Source organism: Collinsella sp. AM44-11 (genome assembly GCF_003467145.1).
GTDB lineage: Bacteria > Actinomycetota > Coriobacteriia > Coriobacteriales > Coriobacteriaceae > Collinsella.
On the sequence record NZ_QSFE01000009.1, the window covers coordinates 22317 to 41825 of the forward strand.

Consider the following 19509-nt stretch of genomic DNA (forward strand, 5'->3'; position numbering starts at 1 on the left):
CATCGTCGCAACGTTATGAAGCCGTGATAGATTAAGTTCATCGCAATCAATTACGAATCGCCGCGCATGCCGGCGTGGGGCGCCCAAGGAGGCACTATGGAGTACGGATCGTTTCAGGCCGAGGAATTCGGCGACTTGCAGCGCCTGGTCGACGGACTGTTTTACGACCGCCACGCCATCGACCGCCTGGATCTGATCGTACAGGCCGAAATCTTGGACCTGGCGCCCGACCTCATGGAGATCGTGAATCTTTTGCCGCCCGGCTACTACGACCGCCAGTCACTTTGCGACCAGCTCAACTCCGCCTTGGCCGCCCACGGCTGGGGCGCCGTCTACGGAACGGTGGAATAAGCCTAGTCATTTAAGAACGTCCCCAATGACTAAAACGCTGCCCGTGATGGTATTCACAGGCAGCGTTTTCAAACTTGTATGTGCCCCTACTCGTCCTTGGGCGCGGGATGCTTGCAGACCACGCTCATGTAGATCATGCCGAGCACGGCTGCGGTGACCGAACCGGCGAGAATAGCGGCCTTGGCTGCAAGAACCTCAAACTGGGCCGTCGGGAAGGCAAGGCCGCTGATGAGAATCGACATGGTAAAGCCGATACCGCCCAGAATGCCCACGCCGGCAATCATGTGCCAGTTGACATTGTGCGGCAGCTCGCAGGCCTTAAGCTTAACCAGGGCAAACGTCATACCAAAGATGCCGATCGGCTTGCCCAGCAGCATGCCAAAGTACACGCCGAGCGTCACCGGATCGGTGAGCAGCGTGCTCATGTCCACGCCCACTAAGCGAACCTGAGCGTTTACGAACGCAAAGATCGGCAGGATCACAAAGTTGACCGGCGTGGAGATCAGACGCTCCATACGGATAAGCGGCGGGGTCACGCGGTGCATGACGCGCTCGACCTTGGTAGTCGAGACGGTAAAGTCATGCTGGCCCAGGATGTGTGCCTCGTCGTCGTAGCGGTCATCGAGCAGCGGCAGGCACTCGCCCAGCCAATCGGTGAGACTATCGAGCTTGACGCCGCACTTGGCCGGAATGGTGAAGGCCAGGATGACGCCAGCAAGCGTGGCATGTACGCCGCTCTTGAACATGCAGAACCACAACAGCAGCCCCAGTACCGAATACGGGGCAAGGCGGTAATGCTGCGTCTTGTTGAGCCACACGAGCGCGCAGGTCACAAGCGCGGCGGCGCCCAACCAAAACGGATTGGGGCTCTGACCGTAGAAGATGGCGATGGCGGCGATGGAGATCAGGTCGTCGGCGATAGCGAGCGTCGAGAAGAACACGCGCACGCCGTTGGGAACGCGGTTGCCCAAAAGCGACAGCACGCCCAGCGCAAAGGCAATATCGGTTGCCATGGGGATGGCCCAACCGTTGCGGGCGCCGGCATGGTTAAAGATCAGGTAGATGCAGGCGGGAACGACGACGCCGCCCACCGCCGCCAACATGGGAAGCATGGCCTGACGCGGATTCTTGAGCTCGCCGACCGTCATCTCGTACTTAAGCTCAATGCCCACCAACAAAAAGAAAATCGCCATGAGGAAGTCGTTGACGAAAAGCTCAACGGTGAGACCAGCCGTAAGGTTGCCCAGACCCACATACAGCGGGGTCTCCAAAAAGTGATGGATGGCCTCGTAGGCATCGGTATTGGCGCAGATGACGGCGGCGATGGCGGCGATCACCATGACGGCGGCAGAAATGGTGCCGTTCTCGGCAATGCGCTCCCAGATGTCGTGACGTTCAAAGCGCTTGCGCTCACGAACATTGAACAGCTGCTCAGTTGCTGCCATGGGCGGCTCCTTTCACGGGAAAGCTCCCGTCTTAAAAAAGCACGGCCCGCCCAGATGGCGGCGCCGCGCTCTAACGTATTACGCTTGCATCTAGCCTACCCTGCGCGACAAGCGCGCAAGCGCGGCCGAAAAGCGGAACCACAGGTTGAACATTATTTGCTCAACGGCACAGGCACGCCTGTCCAAGAGACGACGCGGCGACGTGCACAAAAAAACGACCGGAGCGCGGGGCGTCCGCGATCCGGTCGGGGCGTTTGGTCAACTAAACCTAGCAGGCGGCCATGATGGGGGCAGCGACCTGCTTCTTACGGGAGAGGACGCCCGGCATCCAGACGCCGTCGTGCTCGTCGGCAATGCCCAGGCCCTTCTGAGCAGCCTCGGTCTCGCCCTCGAGCAGGACCTGCGAGCCCTCCTCCATGATGTCGGTGATGCACAGGACAATGCCGTCGGCGCCCTTCTCGGCGGCGTAGGCGCGCATGGCCTCGCGGATCTCGTCGATCATGCCGAGTGCGCGGCTCTTGTCGACGGTCTCGTACTGGCCAATGAGCAGCTTCTTGCCAGCGGGCTCGAACATCTTGATGTCGTTGCCGACCATCTCGGCTGCAGTGAAGGAGCCGGACGGACGGGTGAGGAAGACCTCCATGCCAAACTTGACCGGGTCGACGCCCACCTGCTCGCCGAGCTTGGCGGCGACGGCGCGGTCGACATCGGTGGTGGTGGGGCTCTTGAGCATGAGCGTGTCGGTCATCATGGCCGAGAGCAGCAGCTTGGCCTGGACGTCGGAAAGCTCAACGCCGAGCACGCCGGCGAGCTTGGTGACGATGGTGCAGCTGGAGCCCCAGGGCAGGCAGATGTAATGCAGCGGGCCGGCGGTCTCGAAGTCGCCGATGCGGTGATGGTCGACAACGCCAAAGACCGTGGCGTCCTTAAGACCGGCGACGGACTGGGCAGACTCGTTGTGGTCGGTGAGAACGACGAGCTGACCGGCCTCGACGGACTCGATCACGCGGGGCTCGGCAATGCCGGCGTCGGCAAGCAGCTTGGCGGACTCGGCCGGAAGCTGACCAAGGGCGCAGGCCTCGTAGGTGTTGCCGGCATACTCAACCTGGTTGAGCAGCTGGGACAGGACGACGGCGCTCATGATGGCGTCGTTATCGGGGTTCTGGTGACCAAAGACAAGAACGTTTGCCATGGATATCCTCCACTTGATATGTGTACTTGGACGTAGCTATGGTAGCACGCCGATGCCGAGCCTTCGCAGACGGAAGGGCCACGGCATATTTTGGGGCGCAGGCACGGGGGCCAAGGCTGTCCCTTTTGCACCATGTTGGTGCAAAGTAACCTGTCCCCCTTGCACCAACTATTTGCCGGCGGCGCGCAGGGCTACGTAGGCGGCACCGATGATGCCGGCGTCGTTTTCGAGCGAAGCGACCTTAATGGGCGTCTCGCGCGAGGCGGAAAGCGCGTACTGCTTAAAGTGCTCGCGGACCTTGTCGAGGTAGACATCGGCCGAGGCGGAGGCGCCGCCGCCGATGAGGAACATCTCGGGATCAACCACGTTGGCGATAAGCGCCAGTGCGCGGCCGAGATAGTCGGCCATGGTATCGGCCGCGGCCAGCGCGAGCTTGTCGCCCTCGCGGCAGGCCTGGAACACGTCCTTGGAATCAGAAGGCCCAGTGAGCTCGATGGGCTCGACGCCGGCCTTTTTGCACTCGGCAAGGTAGTTGCTCACCACGCCGGTGGCGCTGGAATACTGCTCCAGGTGGCCATGTCCGCCGCAGCCGCAGGTGCGCTCCTCTTCGGGGTTCAGGCACATGTGGCCAATCTCGCCGCCGGCGCCCACAACGCCCGACACCACGTCGCCGTTGACGATAACGCCGCCACCCACGCCGGTACCAATGGTGACCATCACCACGTTCTGTACGCCCTTGGCAGAGCCGAGCCAGGCCTCGCCCATGGCAGCGGCGTTGGCATCGTTCTCGTATTTAACAACCGCGTCGGGGCAGTGCTCCTGAATGGCGACTCTTAGCTCGGGCAGGTTAATGGCAATGTTGGCCTTGACCTTGGCATCGCCCGATGCCGGGATGGGGCACGGAACGGCCAGGCCAATACCCGCCACAAAGGCGCGCGGAATCTGGGCCTTGGCGACCACCTGGTCGATAGCCTCGGTCACCGCGGCAAAGCCCGCGGCGTCAACGATAGGCGGCGTGGGCACGCTGGCCTTGGCCAGCAGGTTACCATCCTCGTCGAACAGGCCCTCCTTAACCGAAGTGCCGCCGACGTCGATGCCGATGTAATACTGCTTAGGTTCCATGGGAGCCCGCCTTTCTCGTTTAAACATTGCCTGTATGGTACCGCTCCCAAGGCAAAAACCTGCCAAAAAGGGACAGGTTTGTTTTGGCAGGTTTTATCTGTGAAAACGCAGGGCATGGTATTTGGTTCGTTGGGCGGTAAAACGGCTCAACCCCATCCTCGAGTCGATCAATTTGCTCAATACCACATTATTCGAATGCATATTCATTTAGAGCGCTCTAGTTTTTAAAGAGAAGCGTTTTTTAATTAAACCTTTCTCGAACTTTTCAAAAACGCAATAGGGATGCTTAGGTGTTGACTATACTTTCTTCTGTACTCAATCAAGCCGGAAAGGAGGTTCCATGATTCCCAAATACGAGGCGATAGCTGCAGATATCCGTCGAAGCATCGAGGACGGCTCCCTTAAGCCGGGCGACAAGCTACCCACCGTCGTTGAGTTCTGCGAGCTCTATAGCGTTTCCAAAATCACCGTCAAACGAGCTATCGAGCAGATCACCGAGGAGGGCCTTGTCACCAGCCGGCGCGGGTCGGGCACCTACGTTAAGGACACGGCGGGTCTCCCCGACCAGGCATTTTTCCAGGGCAAAAATGACCGCGCCCAGGGTTTTTCGTATGAGCACCGCGGGGAGAAGGTGACCTCGGTGGTCTACGATTTCTCGATTGTCAATCCACCGGCGGACGTCGCTACTCAGCTGGGAATTGCCGAGGACGACTTTGCCTATCACATCGTGCGCGTGCGCCAGGTCAACGAGAAGCCCATCGTCATCGAGTACACCTACATGCCTCTCGAGCTGATACCGGGCCTTAAAAAGAAAGACCTGTATGGATCGGTCTACAGCTTCATCCGCGAGCAATGCGGGCTGAAGATTTCGAGCTTCCACCGCACCATCCGCGCCGTAGCGGCAACCGAGGAAGAGGCTGAGCGCCTGGACACCGAACCCGGCGCTCCCCTGCTCGAGCTCAACCAGATTGGCTTTTTGGATAGCGGCAACGCCTTTGAGTACTCGATTTCGCGCAACGTCGGCGACCGCTTTGAGCTGCACAACGTAACGTTGGCATAGGTTTTTGTAGTCATGCGGGCGCACGTTATGGCTCGTTTAGAGTGGGCGACCGCACAACACCATGGGGGTATGAACATGTCCGATTTGATTAAACTGACGCCGATCTTCCACGAGAAGATCTGGGGCGGCCGCCAGCTCGAAACCGTATTTGGTTACGACATTCCCGAGGGTCCCATCGGTGAGTGCTGGGCCATCTCGGCACACCCCAACGGCGACTGCCAGATCGCGGAGGGCCCGTATGCCGGCCACACACTGTCGTGGCTGTGGGCCGAGCACCGCGAGCTCTTTGGCAACTGCGAGGGCAAGGAGTTCCCGCTGCTCATTAAGATCCTGGACGCCAAGGACGACCTTTCGATCCAGATTCATCCCAACGACGAGTATGCCGCCGAGCATGAGAACGGTAGCCTGGGCAAGACCGAGTGCTGGTACGTGCTGGACTGCGAGCCCGGCGCCACGATTATCGTCGGGCAGCGCGCCAAGGATCGTGCCGAGGCCGCACAGATGATCGAAGACGGCCACTGGGACGACATGCTCAACGTGCTGCCGATTCACAAGGGTGACTTTTTCCAGATTGATTCCGGTACCGTGCACGCCATCAAGACCGGCACGCTCATTTTAGAGACGCAGCAATCGAGCGACGTGACGTATCGCCTGTACGACTACGACCGCCCCGGCACCGACGGCAAGCTGCGCCCGCTGCACATTGAGCAGAGCCTCGATTGCATCGACTTTAACGCGCAGGCTCCGACCGACGGCACGGTGACCGCGCCCGAGGTCGATGGCGTGACCGAGCTCGAGTCCAACCCCTGCTACACCGTCGATCGCGTGCGCGTCGACGGCAGCAAGACCCTCGAGCAGCGCTGGCCCTTCATGTGCCTGTCGGTCATCGACGGCGAAGGCACCGTCTGCGGCGACCCCGTCCACAAGGGAAGCCACCTTCTAGCTCCGAGTACCGTCAGCTCCATCGACCTCGAAGGCAAGATGGAACTGATCATCAGCCACCTGTAAGCTACCGATCCCCGAGCGCTCGCCGGGATGGGGCGCGGGGTTTGGGACAACAAGCTAAAAAGCAACAAGGGGCTCCCCCGTTCTTTAACGGGGGAGCCCCTTGCCATGTCTAAGTATTCAGCCCACCCGGCTCTCCAGACCAAAAAACGAACGAGCAAAGCGACGTTCGCAAGCAGCGTTATCAAAGGACCTGGGAGGGCGTATAGGGCAACATCGATCGCGAGTTCCGCACGCAAAGGAGAGCACTTAATGTGCTCTCCGTCTTGCGCAGGACTGTCCGAGCAGGCGATGTTGCCCTATACGCCCGCCCAGGTCCGCCGGGATTACGACAGCTTGACGATCGGTGCGAAGCCCTTCATGAGCTTTTTGGTCTGGCCGGTCTTTTCGAATTGGACCTCGATCATGTCTCCGGCGACCGAGATCACGGTACCCGTGCCAAAGGTCTTGTGACTCACGGTATCGCCCGCGGCAAAGTCCTGCGATGCGCTGGTGCGATCGACCTTGCGCTCCACCGTCGGCGACACCTTGGACGACGGCTTTTTGGCTCGCGGTGCGCCCGAGCCAAAGGTCGAGGCAACACGGCCGGCGTCGGGCGAGACCCCACGATGGCGCTCGGTCCCATAGCTGCTGCCGCCAAAGAAATCGTCGAAGCTCGATCCGCCGCGCGAACCGGAACCGCCGGTCGAGCGCGTATGCGAGCCAAACACCTTGCCGCCATACATATCCGAGCCCATGCCCGAGCCAAAGGTGCCGTGACGGTCGCCGCGTTTCTCCCAGCCCGTGCCCTCAAAACCGGCAGAACCGATGCCGCTAAACTCGATGTCCTCGAACGGAATCTCGTTGAGGAAGCGCGAGCGCGGGTTGGCAGAGGTCGAGCCGTAAGTGCGACGCGTGGCCGCATAGGTCAGGAACAGGCGCTTGCGAGCACGCGTGATGGCGACGTAGGCCAGGCGACGCTCTTCCTCGAGCTTGCCCGGATCGTCACTACCGCCAAAGTCGTGCACGTGCGGGAAGATACCCTCCTCCATGCCGGCCACGAACACCGCGGGGAACTCCAGGCCCTTAGCGGAGTGGATGGTCATCATGGTGATGGCATGTGTCTCGCCGGCCAGGGAATCCAAGTCGGAGCGCAGGGCCAGCCACTCCATGAGTGCCGGCAGCGCCTTGCAGGTGAGCGGGCCGTAGGTGCGCTCGATCTCGTCGGCATGCACGGCAACCGCCGGCATCTCCGTCGGCGCGGCATACGCGTTGCCCGCGATGGCGGCGGCCAAGGCATCCTGCGGCGAGAGCGCCGGGGCGGTTAGGCTATCGAGCGGATTGGAGCCCGCGGCGTCACGAGCGCCGACGAGTGCCTCAAACGAGGATGCCGGTGCAGACGGCCCCGGCTCGGGCGCGGGCGCACTCACCACGACGGGCTCGGACTCGGCGCCGGCAGGCACGTCGGCAACACCGGCTGCGCGCAGCTCTTCTAGACTCTCGAGCGTGCCCTCGATATCCTCGTGCGTCTCCTCAAATTCGGCGGCGACGCCCAGGAATTCCTGGATGTTCTCGGCGCGGCTCTCGGACTCCATGGTGCCCTCGGCGCGGAACGCCTGCAGCAGGCCCGTCTTGTCGACAATCATCTCGACGACGTCCTTGAGCTCGCCGTCCATGCGACGGCCCTCGCGCACCAGCGCCACAAAACTCGACAGGCCGTTGCGCACCTTGGCACTAAACATGCCCGTCTCGGCTGTTGCGATCTCGCAGGCCTGGAAGAACGAGCAACGGTTGTCGCGCGCCAGCTGCTCAATCTTTTGGATCGAAGTGGAGCCGATGCCGCGGCGCGGCGTGTTGATGACGCGCTTGACGCTCATCTCGTCGGCCGGGTTCACGATCATCTTGAGGTAGGCCATGACATCGCGGATCTCGGCGCGGTCGAAGAATCGCGTGCCGCCGACGATCTTGTAGGGCACGCCCGCGCGCAGGAACATATCTTCGAGGATACGCGACTGGGCGTTGGTGCGGTAGAACACGGCGATATCGTCGTAGCTCGTACCCTTGGCATGCAGCTTCTCGATCTCGCCGGCAATCCAGCGACCCTCGTCGCGCTCGTCGCTTGCCTGGAAAGCCTGAATCTTCTCGCCATCGCCCTCGGCCGTAAACAGGCGCTTGTCCTTGCGCTGCGAGTTGTGACGCACCACGGCATTGGCGGCGCTCAGGATGTGACCCGTGGAGCGATAGTTCTGCTCCAACTTGACGGTCTTGCAGTTTTTAAAGTCCTTCTCAAAGTCCAGGATATTGGTGATGTCGGCGCCACGCCAGCTATAAATGGACTGGTCGTCGTCGCCCACGACCATAAGGTTTTGGTACTTGGCGGACAACAGGTTGGCGATCTCGTATTGGACGTGGTTGGTGTCCTGATACTCGTCGACGCTAATGTAGCGGAAGCGCTCCTGGTACTTATCGAGCACCTCGGGGCGGGTGCGCAGCAGCTCGAGAGCGCGCACGAGCAGGTCGTCAAAGTCCATCGCGTTGGCGGCGCGCAGGCGGCGCTCCAGCTCCAGGTAGACCTGCGCGGCCTTTTTGTCGTTGGGGCTATCGGCGCTCTTGAGCATGTCCTCGGGCCCAATCATGGCGTTTTTGGCCGAGCTGATCTTGCTGCGGATCATGTTGATGGGGAACTGCTTTTGCTCAATGCCGAGCGCCTGCATAATGTCACGCACCATGCGCTTTGAGTCATCGTCGTCATAGATGGTGAACTGACCGGTGTAGCCCAGCAAGTCGGCGTCCTCGCGCAGCATGCGCACGCACATGGCGTGGAAGGTGCACACCCACATGCCGCGGGTGCCACTGGGGATGAGTGCTGCCAGACGCTCGCGCATCTCGGCCGCGGCCTTGTTGGTAAACGTGATGGCCAGGACCTGCCAGGGCTTAACGCCCAGGTCGCCAAGCATATGTGCGATGCGGAAGGTCAGGACGCGGGTCTTGCCCGAGCCGGCGCCGGCAAGGACCAGCAGCGGGCCCTCGGTGGTCAGGACCGCCTCGCGCTGGGCGGGGTTCAGGCTATCGATATCGACGAACGGCTTGGCGGGCTTGGGCGCCGGAGCCGGGGCGTCGTAGATGTCGAGCGGAACGAGCTCGGGTTCCGGCGCGGCGGGGACGGTGTACGCATCGAGCGGCACGGGCTCCGGCGCGGGCGATACGTTCTCGGCCGTGTTCTTTTCCCAGGGCAGGGGCTGGGTCATGGGCGACTCCTCATCTGACGAATGGCGCGCCTGCGGGCAGCGCCATAGTTTGAGCCGTACCAGTATACCGAGCCGCACGGACACCGACGCAAATCACACCGCGACTCCGTGCGCCGCTGTCAGGCCCGCCCCAGCGAATTTGGTGCAAAGGTGTCAGGTTTGTCTGCACCAAGCTGGTGTAAAGAAACCTGACCCCAATGCACCAATCACGAAACCGCCGATGTCATGGCCGCTGCGCAGCGTCGACTAAGTTAGAGGCCGAGCATCGGCTCCAGGACGAAGAAGTACGCAAGCACCACGATGCCCAGGACAATGCGGTAGACGCCGAAACATTTAAAATCGTGACGGCGGACGAAGCCCATGAGCCACTTGATGGCGATGAGCGAAACCACAAAGGCGACGATGCAGCCCACGCCCAGGATGGCGAGTTCGTTGGCGCCAAACGTACCGCCCTTAACGAAGTACTTGACCAGCTTGAGCGCACTTGCGCCAAACATGACAGGGATGGCCAGGAAGAACGTGAACTTAGACGCCACCGAGCGCGTGCAGCCCAAAAGCAGGCCACCGATGATGGTAGAACCGGAACGAGACGTACCAGGCACCAGCGAAAGCACCTGGAAGCAGCCAATACCCAGCGCAGTCTTCCAGCTCAGGTCCTCAAGCGTAGCGATAGAACCAAAGTCCAGGTTATCGTCATCGTCCGTGCCGGCAGCCGCAGCGGGCACGGCAAAGTGCGCGCCAGCAGGGCGTCCGCCCGCCGTCACGGCACGCGAACCAAACGAACCGGCAACGGCCATTTCCTCGCGCTTGCTCGCGCGCCAGTTCTCGATCACGATAAACAGCACGCCGTACACAATGAGCGCCAGCGCCACGACGGGAGCGTTGTAGAAATGCTCCTCCATCCAGTCGTTGAGCGGCAGGCCGATCGCCGCCGCAGGAATGCAACCGAGCACAATCTTGCCCCACAGCACCCAGGTGTCGCGACGGCCCTCCTTGCCCTTGCTGGGCGAGAACGGGTTGAGCTCGTGGAAAAACAGCACGCAGACGGCCAGAATGGCGCCGAGCTGAATCACGACCAGGAACATATTCCAGAACGTCTCGCTCACGTTCATCTTGACGAACTCGTCCACCAAGATCATGTGGCCCGTCGACGAAACGGGCAGCCATTCGGTGATGCCCTCGACCAGGCCCATGAAGGCAGATTTTAGAAGCTCGATAATATCCAAAGGGACCCCCTCGTTAGACACCCGCCGGTAGATATTCTGCGGACGATGCGGGCGATGTCCCATTATCAACCGTTGGCGGTGCGACCGCGCCTACCCTTACCAAAAAACTCGCCCGTTCACAGAATTGCGAGCAGTTAAACCGAAATCCTTGGGTATAACTGCAACAAGATAAAGTGTCCGGCGGTCAACGCACCCGCGCCCGCCCGACGCACGAGCCCCGCGCCCGTGCGATAGACCAAGGAGGAAACCATGAACGAGGGTTACACCAAGGTATTTGTTTCACTCGACGGTACTGAGCAGCAGGATTTTGTGCTCGCACGCGCCATCAAGGTCGCCGCGAACAACGGCGCCAAGCTGATTATCGGCCACGTTATCGATTCCACGGCGCTCGAGAGCGCCGGCTCCTATCCGGTCGATTTGGTCAACGGTCTGGAGGAGGCCTTTAAGAACTCCATCGAAAAGCAGCTCGAAGAGGCCAAGGCCAATCCCGATATTCCCGAGGTCGAGGTCATGATACGCGCCGGTCGTATTCGCGAGACGCTCAAAGACGAGATGCTCGACGTGGTCAAGCCCGACCTGGTGCTCTGCGGCGCTCGCGGCCTGTCCTCGATCAAGTATGCGCTTCTGGGTTCGATTTCGACGTTCCTGCTGCGCAATACCGACTGCGACATTTTGGTCGTAAAGTAGCGTTGCTCCCACCGGCCGCGGGGCCTGCGGGGTTTCCACGGGCACGTCCTCGCCGCGTTGCGGCTGCGGGATGTGCCCTTAGGAAACCCCTCCCGGCCTCGCGGCCTTCGCAGCCTTACTTCAGCGAGTTGGCTGATAAAAGATGGCGTGCCGCCCCGTTTGGGGCGGCACGTTTTGTTTGGGCTGCACGTTTTTGTTTTGGGAGATCCATTTGAGCCTCATAGTTATGTTCACGTTCGGGAACATAACGCCAGTTGCCTTAGCTAAGTTCACGTTCGGGAACATAGCCGTCCGCAGCGCAAGACGGCCCGGCTACTCAAAGTATTGGAACTTGTTCGTCGAGAAGGCGAACGTTACGACAAAGCCTTCGCCGGAGTCGGATGCCGCCGTGACGTCGATGCCCATCTTGGAGCATAGGCGCGCCACCAGGTAGAGGCCGATGCCCGTTGCGCGCTTGGTGGTGCGGCCGTTGTCGCCGGTAAAGCCCTTCTCGAACACGCGTGGCAGGTCTGCCGCACACACGCCGCAGCCGTTGTCCGCAACGGTGAGCTCGATGCGCTCGCTCGCCAGGCCCTCGTCCAGTAACGCGCCCGAAAACACGATCTTCGCGCCGTCCTCGCGCGCATATTTAATGCTGTTCTGAATGAGCTGGCCCAGGATAAACTCGAGCCATTTTTCGTCGGTAAAGACCTCGAAGTCGAGGTTCTCGCACACCGGAGCCACGTGCGCCGCAATGAGCTCGCGCGCGTTGGCCTTAATCGCACCCGTCACCAAGGTCTTAAGGTCCCAGCGGCGAATCAGGTAGTCGCGCTCCACGACTTCCGAGCGCGCGTAGTACAGCGCCTGGTCGATATAGCGTTCCACGCGAGCCAACTCGCGACCCAGGTCATCGACACGTGTTGGGTCATCTGCGCCGCCGTCGAGGTTTTCCAGAATCAGGTGAGCCGCCGCCAGGGGCAGCTTGGCCTCGTGGACCCAGCTCTCGATATAGTCGCGATAGTCTTCGGTCTGACGCCGGCCCTCGGCAACCTCGTCGCAGGCGGCTTTGCCCACCCGGCACAGGACCTCGTACTCGAGCTCGCCCTCGGCATAGGTTGGGCATTGCACCATCTCCTGCACCCATGCGGGACTCTCGAGCTCCTCTGCCGCGCGCTCCAACTGACGCAGAAAACGGCGACGGCGAGCGTACTCGATCACGATGCCGAGCATACCGAAGATAAAGGACACGCCAACCGCCACGACCACGATAGAAACGGGTGCGCCGGCGACCGTCAGCACAAAGCAGCTCAGCAGCACGCCGCACGTCCACACGGCGACGGGAAGCAGTGCATCTTTAAAGAACTTGCCAAACGACATAGCCGGCCCCTAGACCGAATAGCCTTGGCCGCGATGCGTCGTCAAATACCCCTTGATGCCGATTTTTTCGAGCGTGGTGCGCAGGCGGTTGATGTTGACGGTGAGCGTATTGTCGTCCACGAAGGCGTCGGAGTCCCACAGGTCCTGCATGATGGCCGAGCGCGAGACGATCTTGCCCGCGCGGCTCAGGAGCAGCGAGAGAATGCGCAGCTCATTTTTGGTGAGCTCGGTGCTGTCGCCGGTCGCCGTGTTGGTGACCATAGAGCGGGCGAGGTCGAGCTCCAGCCCCTTGTGGACGAGCGTGCTGCGCTCGCCTGACGCCGCGGTGCGACGCAGCAGTGCGTTGATGCGCGCCACGAGCACGCGCGCGCTATAGGGCTTGGGAACAAAGTCGTCCGCGCCGAGCGTCATGGCCATGACCTCGTCGATCTCGGTCGTGCGCGAGGTGAGGACGATGATGGGGACCTCGGATTCGCGGCGAACCTCGTGGCAGATATGCTGGCCGTCCTTGACGGGAAGCGTGAGGTCGAGCAGCACCAGGTCGGGCGCGGCGGCGAGAATATCGCGCGAGACATGCTCGAACGATTCGCAGGCCTCGACCTCAAAACCGGCACGGGCAAGGATGTCGGCAAGCTCACGACGAATGGGCTCGTCGTCCTCAACGATATAGATTAGCGCCATGAATTCCGCTCCCCTCTTGGTTGTCTTGCCACCATTATGGCTGCGAAACTGCAGGTGTGCACCGCGCGCGGTGCCAAGATGACAGAACTGTTCGCGAGCGGGGGCGTTTTGTCCGCCTCGCACTCGCAGCGGTGGCGGGGACCAAAATGATTCTTTAATCCCCGTCCCAGAATAATCATTTAGCGGCGGGCGCGAAGCTTTTCGTAGCCGTCGGCGAAGAAGGCGACCGTCGCGGCGTCAGCCTCGGCGGTGCCCGTCTCGGCAGCGGGGACCACGCCGTGCTCGTCGCTCACCAGGAACAGCGCGCCCTTAAGCTGCGCGGGAATGTCTACGCGCGTGACCGGGATGCCCTTGGTCTGGGCCAGCTGCTCGATGAGCGTCGCCGTGCCGCACAGGCACTCGTCCGCTGGCACCACAAAGGCGAGCTCGCCGTTGTTGACGGCGGCGAGCAGCTCGGGCGCCACGCCGGTCTCGTCGGCTTCGGAGCGGGCCTCGGCGGAGCGGGCACGCAGCGCCTTGGCCGACGTATCGGCGAGCGGCTCGTACTCCCCCACTGTCATGGCGGCGTTGCCGTTGATGTCGATCACCAGCATGAGCACACCGTCGTGTGCGGTGTAATCGCCCTCGGCTAGTGACCACTCAACGTGCTGCTTGGCCCAGCTGAGCATGTTATGGGTGAGCGGCTCGCCCTGCACCAGACGCTCGGACAGTGCACGGATGTGGCGGTTGAGCATGGGCACCTTTTTATTGGACATGCGCCAGCGGCAGACAAGCGCGGGCTTGTCGAGCGTGAACTTCTCGACCGCCTCCTGATTGGCGCAAAAGTCCTCGTACGCACGCTGATCCTCGGCATTGCCAAACAGCTCGGCATCATCAATCTGGGGCATGGTCATACCTTTCGTGTTAGTCATTCCGTCCTCTTATACCAAAAAGACGGCCCTCCAAACGGAGCGACCGTCTTTTGCAGAGATTATTTTGACGATATGGTCAGGCGACCGAACAGTTTAATGGGATAGAGAAACATCCCATTAAGGGTTTTCCAAGTGCCCGAGATTGCCCCGAAAGAGGAGCGCCGCGTACTAAATGTACGCAAGCGACGGTTTGAGGGGCAAGGTCGGGTGCTTGGGAAAGCCTCTAGTGCCTAAAATGCCTAGCTCCGGTGAAGACCATCGCAATACCATGCTCGTTGCAGGCCTGGATGCTCTCGTCGTCGCGCTTGGAGCCGCCGGGCTGAATGATGCAGGTCACGCCGTGCGCGGCAAGCACGTCGACGTTGTCGCGGAACGGGAAGAACGCGTCGCTTGCGCAGGCAAAGCCGCCCTTCTCCACGCCCTCGCGTTCGCAGAAGTCCTCAGCACGCTCGCAGGCCAGCAACGCGGAATCCACGCGGTTGGGCTGACCGGGGCCCATGCCAATGCCGGCCTTACCCTTGGAGACCAGGATGGCGTTGGACTTGACGCCCTTGCAGACCTTCCAGGCAAACTCGAGCTCGGCCATCTCGGCGTCGGTGGGCTTGCGGTCGGTGGGGAACGTAAAGGTCGCGGGGTCCTCGGTCACGTGGTCGACTTCCTGCACCAGCATGCCGCCGTCGATGGAGCGCAGCTCCACATGGGCACCGTGGTCCACGCCGCCGGTAGCCAGCACGCGCAGGTTGGGGCGCTTGGCCATGCGCTCGAGCGCCTCGGCGGTATAGCTCGGGGCGATGATGACCTCGACGAACTGCTTGTTCTGGTCGGCGAAGTGCTCAACCAGCTCAAAGGGAACTTCGCGGTTGCAGGCGATGATGCCGCCGAAGGCGCTCTTGGGATCGCAGGCAAAGGCGCGATCGTAGGCGGCCGTGATGTCCTCGGCAACGGCGGAACCGCAGGGGTTCTGGTGCTTGAGGATCACGCAGGCAGGCTCGTCGAACTCGCGGACCAGGTTCCAAGCGGCATCGGCATCCAGATAGTTATTGTAGCTGAGCGGCTTGCCCTGGATCTGCTCGGAGCCCACGAGCGGAAACTGCGAGCTCGCGGTGTTCTCGCAACCCTCGGCAAAGCGGTAGACCGTAGCCTTCTGCTGAGGATTCTCGCCATAGCGCAGGTCGTCGACCTTCTCCAGCGAAATCTCGAGCTTGGCAGAGGTATCCGCCACGTCACTTGCCTGGGCGGCAAGCCAACGGGAGATAGCCGTGTCGTAGGCGGCGGTGGTCTGGTAGACCTTCACCTGCAGGCGACGACGGGTGGAAAGCGTGGTGCAACCGCCGGTCTCGTGCATCTCGGCCAGGACGGCGTCGTAGTCGGCCGGATCGGAGATGACGGTAACGCTCGTGGCGTTCTTGGCAGCAGAGCGCAGCATGGAGGGACCGCCGATGTCGATGTGCTCGATGGCATCCGCGAAGGTGACCTCGGGGTTGGCAACGGTCTTCTCGAACTCGTACAGGTTGACGACGACCAGGTCGATCAGCTTAATGCCGTGCTGAGCGGCCTCCTGCATGTGCTGCTCGGAATCGCGGCGGGCCAGCAGCGCGCCGTGAACCTTGGGGTGCAGGGTCTTAACGCGGCCGTCCATCATCTCGGGATAGCCCGTGAACTCCTCGATGGGGGTTACGGGAACGCCCGCGTCCTCGATGGCACGAGCCGTGCCGCCCGTAGAGATGATCTCGACGCCAAAGTCATCGACCAGCGTCCGTGCGAAATCGACGACGCCCGTCTTATCGGTAACCGAGATCAACGCGCGTGCGATCTTCACATCAGATCCCATGCAGTCCTCCTGTCTGGTACGCCGCCGTGCTCTGTGAGTCGGTGATACGTCGATCTGCAGCGCTCGCGCAGCGGCATTGAAAATACTGATTCAATGTAGCGCATCGAGCGCGACGTTGCACCCCGCAACGGTCGCATGTGCAGAAAAAGCTCGCGAGTGGAGGGCGCGGCGTCGGGCGCGGTGAGTTCATGGAACACAGGGGCACCATAATTAGATGCCAACGGCGTGGTAGAACTGTGCTCGATATGCATCCGCAAAAGAAAGAGGCACTATGGTCTCGCGGGTTCTCTACCGACCGTTTGACACCGAAGACTTCGACGCTATCGCGCTGATTCTGCAGCAGCTTTGGCATAACAATTCGGATAACGATGAGTACAACCGCCTTGAGGCCGCATGCGACCTCGCCTACTGCCTTTCGTCGTCGACGTTTTCTCAGGTTGCCGTCATCGACGGCCAGGCGCGCGGCATTTCGCTTGCGCGTGCGGGACAGAGCTCCGGCACCGCCGTCAGGGAACATTGGATGGATACTGAGCGTGCACTGCTGTCGCAGATGCGTGAGCTAGAACCCGAGTCGTGCGCCGAGTATCTCTCGTTTGTGCGCGCCACTATTCGAACCAACAACCGCCTGCTCGAGAAAAGCCCACTGCCGCATGACAACGAGGTCACGCTGCTCGCCGTCGACCCCGACGTCCACGGCCTGGGCGTGGGATCGGTGCTGCTCGACGCCGCAATCTCGCATCTGTCCTCGTGCGGGGCGACCAGCGCACACCTGTACACCGATTCCAACTGCTCGTGGAAGTTCTACGAGCTGCACGGCTTTAAGCGCACCGCCACGCACCGCGCCAACCGCGAAGAACGCCGCCACGCCATGCCGCGCGAAAGCTTCCTCTACGAACTCGACCTAACCGTCTAGGCCCAGCAGCCACGCCTAGTCATTTAAGAACGTCCCCAATGACTGATCCCCAACGACTGGTCATTTAAGTCTGTCCCCAATGAATAGCCTAGAGGGTCTGCAAATGGCTGTGGTCAAAAAACATCAAATATGAGTACTGTTACCTTTTTAGTAGCAGCGATTTGGGGCATTTTTGAGGCTTGTAGGCATGACGACCAGCTGCACGTGCTGACATAGCTCCCCAAATGTTCAATAAAATGGGCTCCTAACGAGAAATACTCTCATTAGAAACCCATTATTATGTGCAAACATATGCGACCATCGCAGCAACAGTACTCATATTTGGTATTTTTTGTCCACTGCCCCTAGCGCGAAGGTCCTCAGCGGAAAGTTTGGCCCGTTTCGATGCACAAAAATGGGATGAATCTTCCCTGGCAACCGCACAGAAAGATCCACCCCAAAGCAAGCGCTCGCTAGAACGTTCCGCCGCCGCCTCCGCCGACGCCGCCGCCTCCGCCGCCCGAGAAGCCACCGCCTCCGCCGCCGCTCGAGCTATCGGAACTCGAAGCCAGCTCACGGATGCTCTCGTGATACACGTCATCGAACGAATCGAGCGGGGACTGGTTTCCGTAGTGATGGTAGTACCACCAGTAGCAGGGGTAATTGTCGTAGAAACCGTCGGCCTCGCGCACTTCGGGAGGAACAGCCTCGGCAAGCTGACGCAGGACTTCCTTCGAAACGCCCAGCGCCGCACCCATCACCAGAAGTTTATTCCACAGGACCAGATCGCCGGGGACGGCTTCCTTTAGGCGCGTGAAGTCCTCGAGCCAATGTTTGAGCGCCTTGCAGCGAGCCGCCACCTCGGCGCCCTCCGGCGTAAAGCGACGGAACGTAAGGCCCACGCCAATACCCACCAGCACAATCGGCACCGAGATAACCGCGGCGATAATGTTCGCCCGTGCGCCGTCGGTAAAGAAGATGGATCCCACGGGAACAAAGGCAATCAGAATACCAAGAACCAGGCAAAACACCATTGCGACAATGCCGTCCGAGGCAACGTACTCGCTATCGGCCAGCTTGCCCTTAACGGTGTTCTGATAGTCCTCGAGCTTGTCGCCCACGGGCGTAGCGTGCTGCTTGACGTAGTGCTGCAGCTCGTCAAACGTGCGCGAGTGATCGCCGTTCTCGTCGGGCTTAGCACCGGCAAAGAAGACCTTGAGCACCATGTGGTCAATGCCCTTGGCCGATTTCCAGCCCGCATCACTCACCGTCACGCGATACGTCTGCTCTTCTTTTTCACGCCCCAACAGACCCTTCTTGGCCTTAGTCACGGTCGCCTGCTCCAGCTTGATCACACGGTCGTCAGTGAGCTTCATGAGCGTGGCGATATATGCCTGATCGGGCACCTCGTTCCAGCTCATGAGAGCCGAAAGCACGGCGGGATGGTCGGCCGAAGGCACATCGCGGAAATAATCGTCCTGGAAAAGCGGCTTGGGCTTGGGCTTGCGCAGCTTGAGCACAACGATTGTGCCGGTAAAGGCCACCGCCGCGACAACACTTAGCACGGCAAGTGCATTGGCAATCATGCGAGCGCGAGCGCGGCGGGCGTTAGCTTCGTCGGCCCATTCCTTCTCTTCGCTCAGGATCGTTGACATGCGCTCTTCGCCCGAGGCGGCAAGCTGCGGCACCCAGTCGCTGGGGAAGGCGATGCGTGCCTCGGCGAATTCGCCCTGATGCACGCAGGGAATGGTATAGGTGACCATGGGTTCGTCCGCATCGAGCGATACGTCGCCCGTCAGCGGGCCGTGGCCCCATGCGCGGAAGTTATCGCCCTTGACGGCCGCCGTCCCGGCAGCGGCATTTGCGAAGCGCACTTCCATCTCGACATCGTCGGAATCCGCAGACCAGCCGTCACCCACGAACTTCCAGTAGAGCTCGGCGGTATCGGCCCAGTTCATGACCGCACCGGTCATGGTATAGCTCACGTAATAGGTCGCGCTGTCGCCGCTCTCGTGAGGGCTGAATACCTTAATCTTTACGCCGTCACCAGTCTGCTCGACCGTGTAGACGCCAGAGTCACCCTTATTCGCGCTATCGACTTTGTTAAACGCGGTGTCCTCTTCCTCGACACTCAGCACGTCGACGCCCGCCGAGCCACCCTGCTGGTTGGAGCCCGTATTGATCTCCCAAAACACGCCGTTGATGTCGTCGTCGAAATCAAACTGGCGCCCCTCGACAACGGTCAGCGAGCCGTCGGCCTCGACCGTGGCGCCGATATAGGTTTGGGTCATGGAGTAGCCGTCGGCGCACGCGGCGGCGGGAAGCAGCAGCAGCGCAAACGCGACAAACGCGCAGACGGAAACGAATCGCGCAAACAAGCGGCGCTGCCGGCAGGCATTGGCAACGGGGGCGTTCATAGGCACATCCTTTTGTCTGTAAAACCAACATCGCCATTGTCCCACGTTTGCGGGCACACATGACGAATATCTGGGCCAACGGAACGTCAAATGGGACAAAAGTCCC

15 protein-coding genes are annotated in these 19509 nt (G+C 61.0%); 5 read left to right on the forward strand and 10 right to left on the reverse strand.

Features of this window, described 5'->3' with window-relative positions:
* The first annotated feature begins 96 nt into the window (after window positions 1-96).
* Window positions 97-351, forward strand: a complete 255-nt coding sequence (locus DW943_RS06895) for a hypothetical protein (RefSeq protein WP_022093864.1) — start codon at window positions 97-99, stop codon at window positions 349-351.
* 86 nt (window positions 352-437) lie between these two features.
* On the opposite strand, the gene nhaA is transcribed toward DW943_RS06895, so the two are convergent.
* The 3 genes from nhaA to DW943_RS06910 form a co-directional block, all read right to left on the reverse strand.
* Complete coding sequence (gene nhaA, locus DW943_RS06900) at window positions 438-1796, reverse strand: Na+/H+ antiporter NhaA (RefSeq protein ID WP_117757644.1); 1359 nt, start codon at window positions 1794-1796, stop codon at window positions 438-440.
* A 268-nt stretch (window positions 1797-2064) separates the two neighbouring features.
* On the reverse strand, window positions 2065-2988 hold the full coding sequence (locus DW943_RS06905; RefSeq protein ID WP_006235927.1) for a manganese-dependent inorganic pyrophosphatase: 924 nt from the start codon (window positions 2986-2988) through the stop codon (window positions 2065-2067).
* A gap of 168 nt (window positions 2989-3156) precedes the next feature.
* Window positions 3157-4110 carry an ROK family protein gene (locus DW943_RS06910; RefSeq protein WP_233514534.1) on the reverse strand — a complete coding sequence of 318 codons (954 nt, stop codon included), beginning with the start codon at window positions 4108-4110 and terminating at the stop codon, window positions 3157-3159.
* A gap of 340 nt (window positions 4111-4450) precedes the next feature.
* On the opposite strand from DW943_RS06910, the gene DW943_RS06915 reads away from it, so the two are divergent.
* Both DW943_RS06915 and manA read left to right on the forward strand, forming a co-directional pair.
* A complete protein-coding gene (locus tag DW943_RS06915) occupies window positions 4451-5170 on the forward strand; it encodes a GntR family transcriptional regulator (RefSeq protein WP_117785968.1) in 720 nt (239 codons plus the stop codon).
* A 75-nt stretch (window positions 5171-5245) separates the two neighbouring features.
* Entirely contained in the window at window positions 5246-6178 is a 933-nt protein-coding gene (gene manA / locus DW943_RS06920; protein WP_370448075.1) for a mannose-6-phosphate isomerase, class I, read from the forward strand.
* A 323-nt stretch (window positions 6179-6501) separates the two neighbouring features.
* Here the strand turns inward: manA and DW943_RS06925 are convergent, their stop codons facing one another.
* Both DW943_RS06925 and DW943_RS06930 read right to left on the reverse strand, forming a co-directional pair.
* Window positions 6502-9402: an ATP-dependent helicase gene (locus DW943_RS06925; protein WP_117862587.1), complete on the reverse strand. Its 2901-nt coding sequence runs from the start codon at window positions 9400-9402 to the stop codon at window positions 6502-6504.
* Between the two features lie 251 nt (window positions 9403-9653).
* Window positions 9654-10628: an undecaprenyl-diphosphate phosphatase gene (locus DW943_RS06930; RefSeq protein ID WP_117862588.1), complete on the reverse strand. Its 975-nt coding sequence runs from the start codon at window positions 10626-10628 to the stop codon at window positions 9654-9656.
* 249 nt (window positions 10629-10877) lie between these two features.
* Between DW943_RS06930 and DW943_RS06935 the strand changes: the two genes are divergently transcribed.
* Window positions 10878-11315, forward strand: coding sequence for a universal stress protein (locus tag DW943_RS06935; protein ID WP_117583590.1), 438 nt, complete (start codon window positions 10878-10880; stop codon window positions 11313-11315).
* Between the two features lie 312 nt (window positions 11316-11627).
* Here DW943_RS06935 and DW943_RS06940 read toward each other — a convergent pair whose 3' ends face one another.
* The 4 genes from DW943_RS06940 to purH form a co-directional block, all read right to left on the reverse strand.
* Entirely contained in the window at window positions 11628-12671 is a 1044-nt protein-coding gene (locus tag DW943_RS06940; protein WP_117564916.1) for a sensor histidine kinase, read from the reverse strand.
* 9 nt (window positions 12672-12680) lie between these two features.
* Window positions 12681-13352 (reverse strand): response regulator transcription factor, encoded by a 672-nt coding sequence (locus DW943_RS06945; protein WP_117862589.1) that lies wholly within the window; start codon window positions 13350-13352, stop codon window positions 12681-12683.
* 179 nt (window positions 13353-13531) lie between these two features.
* Window positions 13532-14263: a hypothetical protein gene (locus DW943_RS06950; protein ID WP_117862590.1), complete on the reverse strand. Its 732-nt coding sequence runs from the start codon at window positions 14261-14263 to the stop codon at window positions 13532-13534.
* A gap of 223 nt (window positions 14264-14486) precedes the next feature.
* Window positions 14487-16094 carry a bifunctional phosphoribosylaminoimidazolecarboxamide formyltransferase/IMP cyclohydrolase gene (gene purH, locus DW943_RS06955; RefSeq protein ID WP_117862591.1) on the reverse strand — a complete coding sequence of 536 codons (1608 nt, stop codon included), beginning with the start codon at window positions 16092-16094 and terminating at the stop codon, window positions 14487-14489.
* Window positions 16095-16365: 271 nt separating this feature from the next.
* Between purH and DW943_RS06960 the strand changes: the two genes are divergently transcribed.
* Window positions 16366-17007, forward strand: coding sequence for an N-acetyltransferase (locus DW943_RS06960; RefSeq protein ID WP_117862592.1), 642 nt, complete (start codon window positions 16366-16368; stop codon window positions 17005-17007).
* Between the two features lie 452 nt (window positions 17008-17459).
* Here DW943_RS06960 and DW943_RS06965 read toward each other — a convergent pair whose 3' ends face one another.
* Window positions 17460-19403 (reverse strand): DUF2207 domain-containing protein, encoded by a 1944-nt coding sequence (locus DW943_RS06965; protein ID WP_158566131.1) that lies wholly within the window; start codon window positions 19401-19403, stop codon window positions 17460-17462.
* Window positions 19404-19509: the final 106 nt, after the last annotated feature.

Coding starts and splice junctions, on each gene's coding strand:
- DW943_RS06895 (WP_022093864.1), top strand. CDS start 97: ATGGAGTACGGATCGTTTCAGGCCGAGGAATTCGGCGACTTGCAGCGC.
- nhaA (WP_117757644.1), bottom strand. CDS start 1,796: ATGGCAGCAACTGAGCAGCTGTTCAATGTTCGTGAGCGCAAGCGCTTT.
- DW943_RS06905 (WP_006235927.1), bottom strand. CDS start 2,988: ATGGCAAACGTTCTTGTCTTTGGTCACCAGAACCCCGATAACGACGCC.
- DW943_RS06910 (WP_233514534.1), bottom strand. CDS start 4,110: ATGGAACCTAAGCAGTATTACATCGGCATCGACGTCGGCGGCACTTCG.
- DW943_RS06915 (WP_117785968.1), top strand. CDS start 4,451: ATGATTCCCAAATACGAGGCGATAGCTGCAGATATCCGTCGAAGCATC.
- manA (WP_370448075.1), top strand. CDS start 5,246: ATGTCCGATTTGATTAAACTGACGCCGATCTTCCACGAGAAGATCTGG.
- DW943_RS06925 (WP_117862587.1), bottom strand. CDS start 9,402: ATGACCCAGCCCCTGCCCTGGGAAAAGAACACGGCCGAGAACGTATCG.
- DW943_RS06935 (WP_117583590.1), top strand. CDS start 10,878: ATGAACGAGGGTTACACCAAGGTATTTGTTTCACTCGACGGTACTGAG.
- DW943_RS06940 (WP_117564916.1), bottom strand. CDS start 12,671: ATGTCGTTTGGCAAGTTCTTTAAAGATGCACTGCTTCCCGTCGCCGTG.
- DW943_RS06945 (WP_117862589.1), bottom strand. CDS start 13,352: ATGGCGCTAATCTATATCGTTGAGGACGACGAGCCCATTCGTCGTGAG.
- DW943_RS06950 (WP_117862590.1), bottom strand. CDS start 14,263: ATGACTAACACGAAAGGTATGACCATGCCCCAGATTGATGATGCCGAG.
- purH (WP_117862591.1), bottom strand. CDS start 16,094: ATGGGATCTGATGTGAAGATCGCACGCGCGTTGATCTCGGTTACCGAT.
- DW943_RS06960 (WP_117862592.1), top strand. CDS start 16,366: ATGGTCTCGCGGGTTCTCTACCGACCGTTTGACACCGAAGACTTCGAC.
- DW943_RS06965 (WP_158566131.1), bottom strand. CDS start 19,403: ATGAACGCCCCCGTTGCCAATGCCTGCCGGCAGCGCCGCTTGTTTGCG.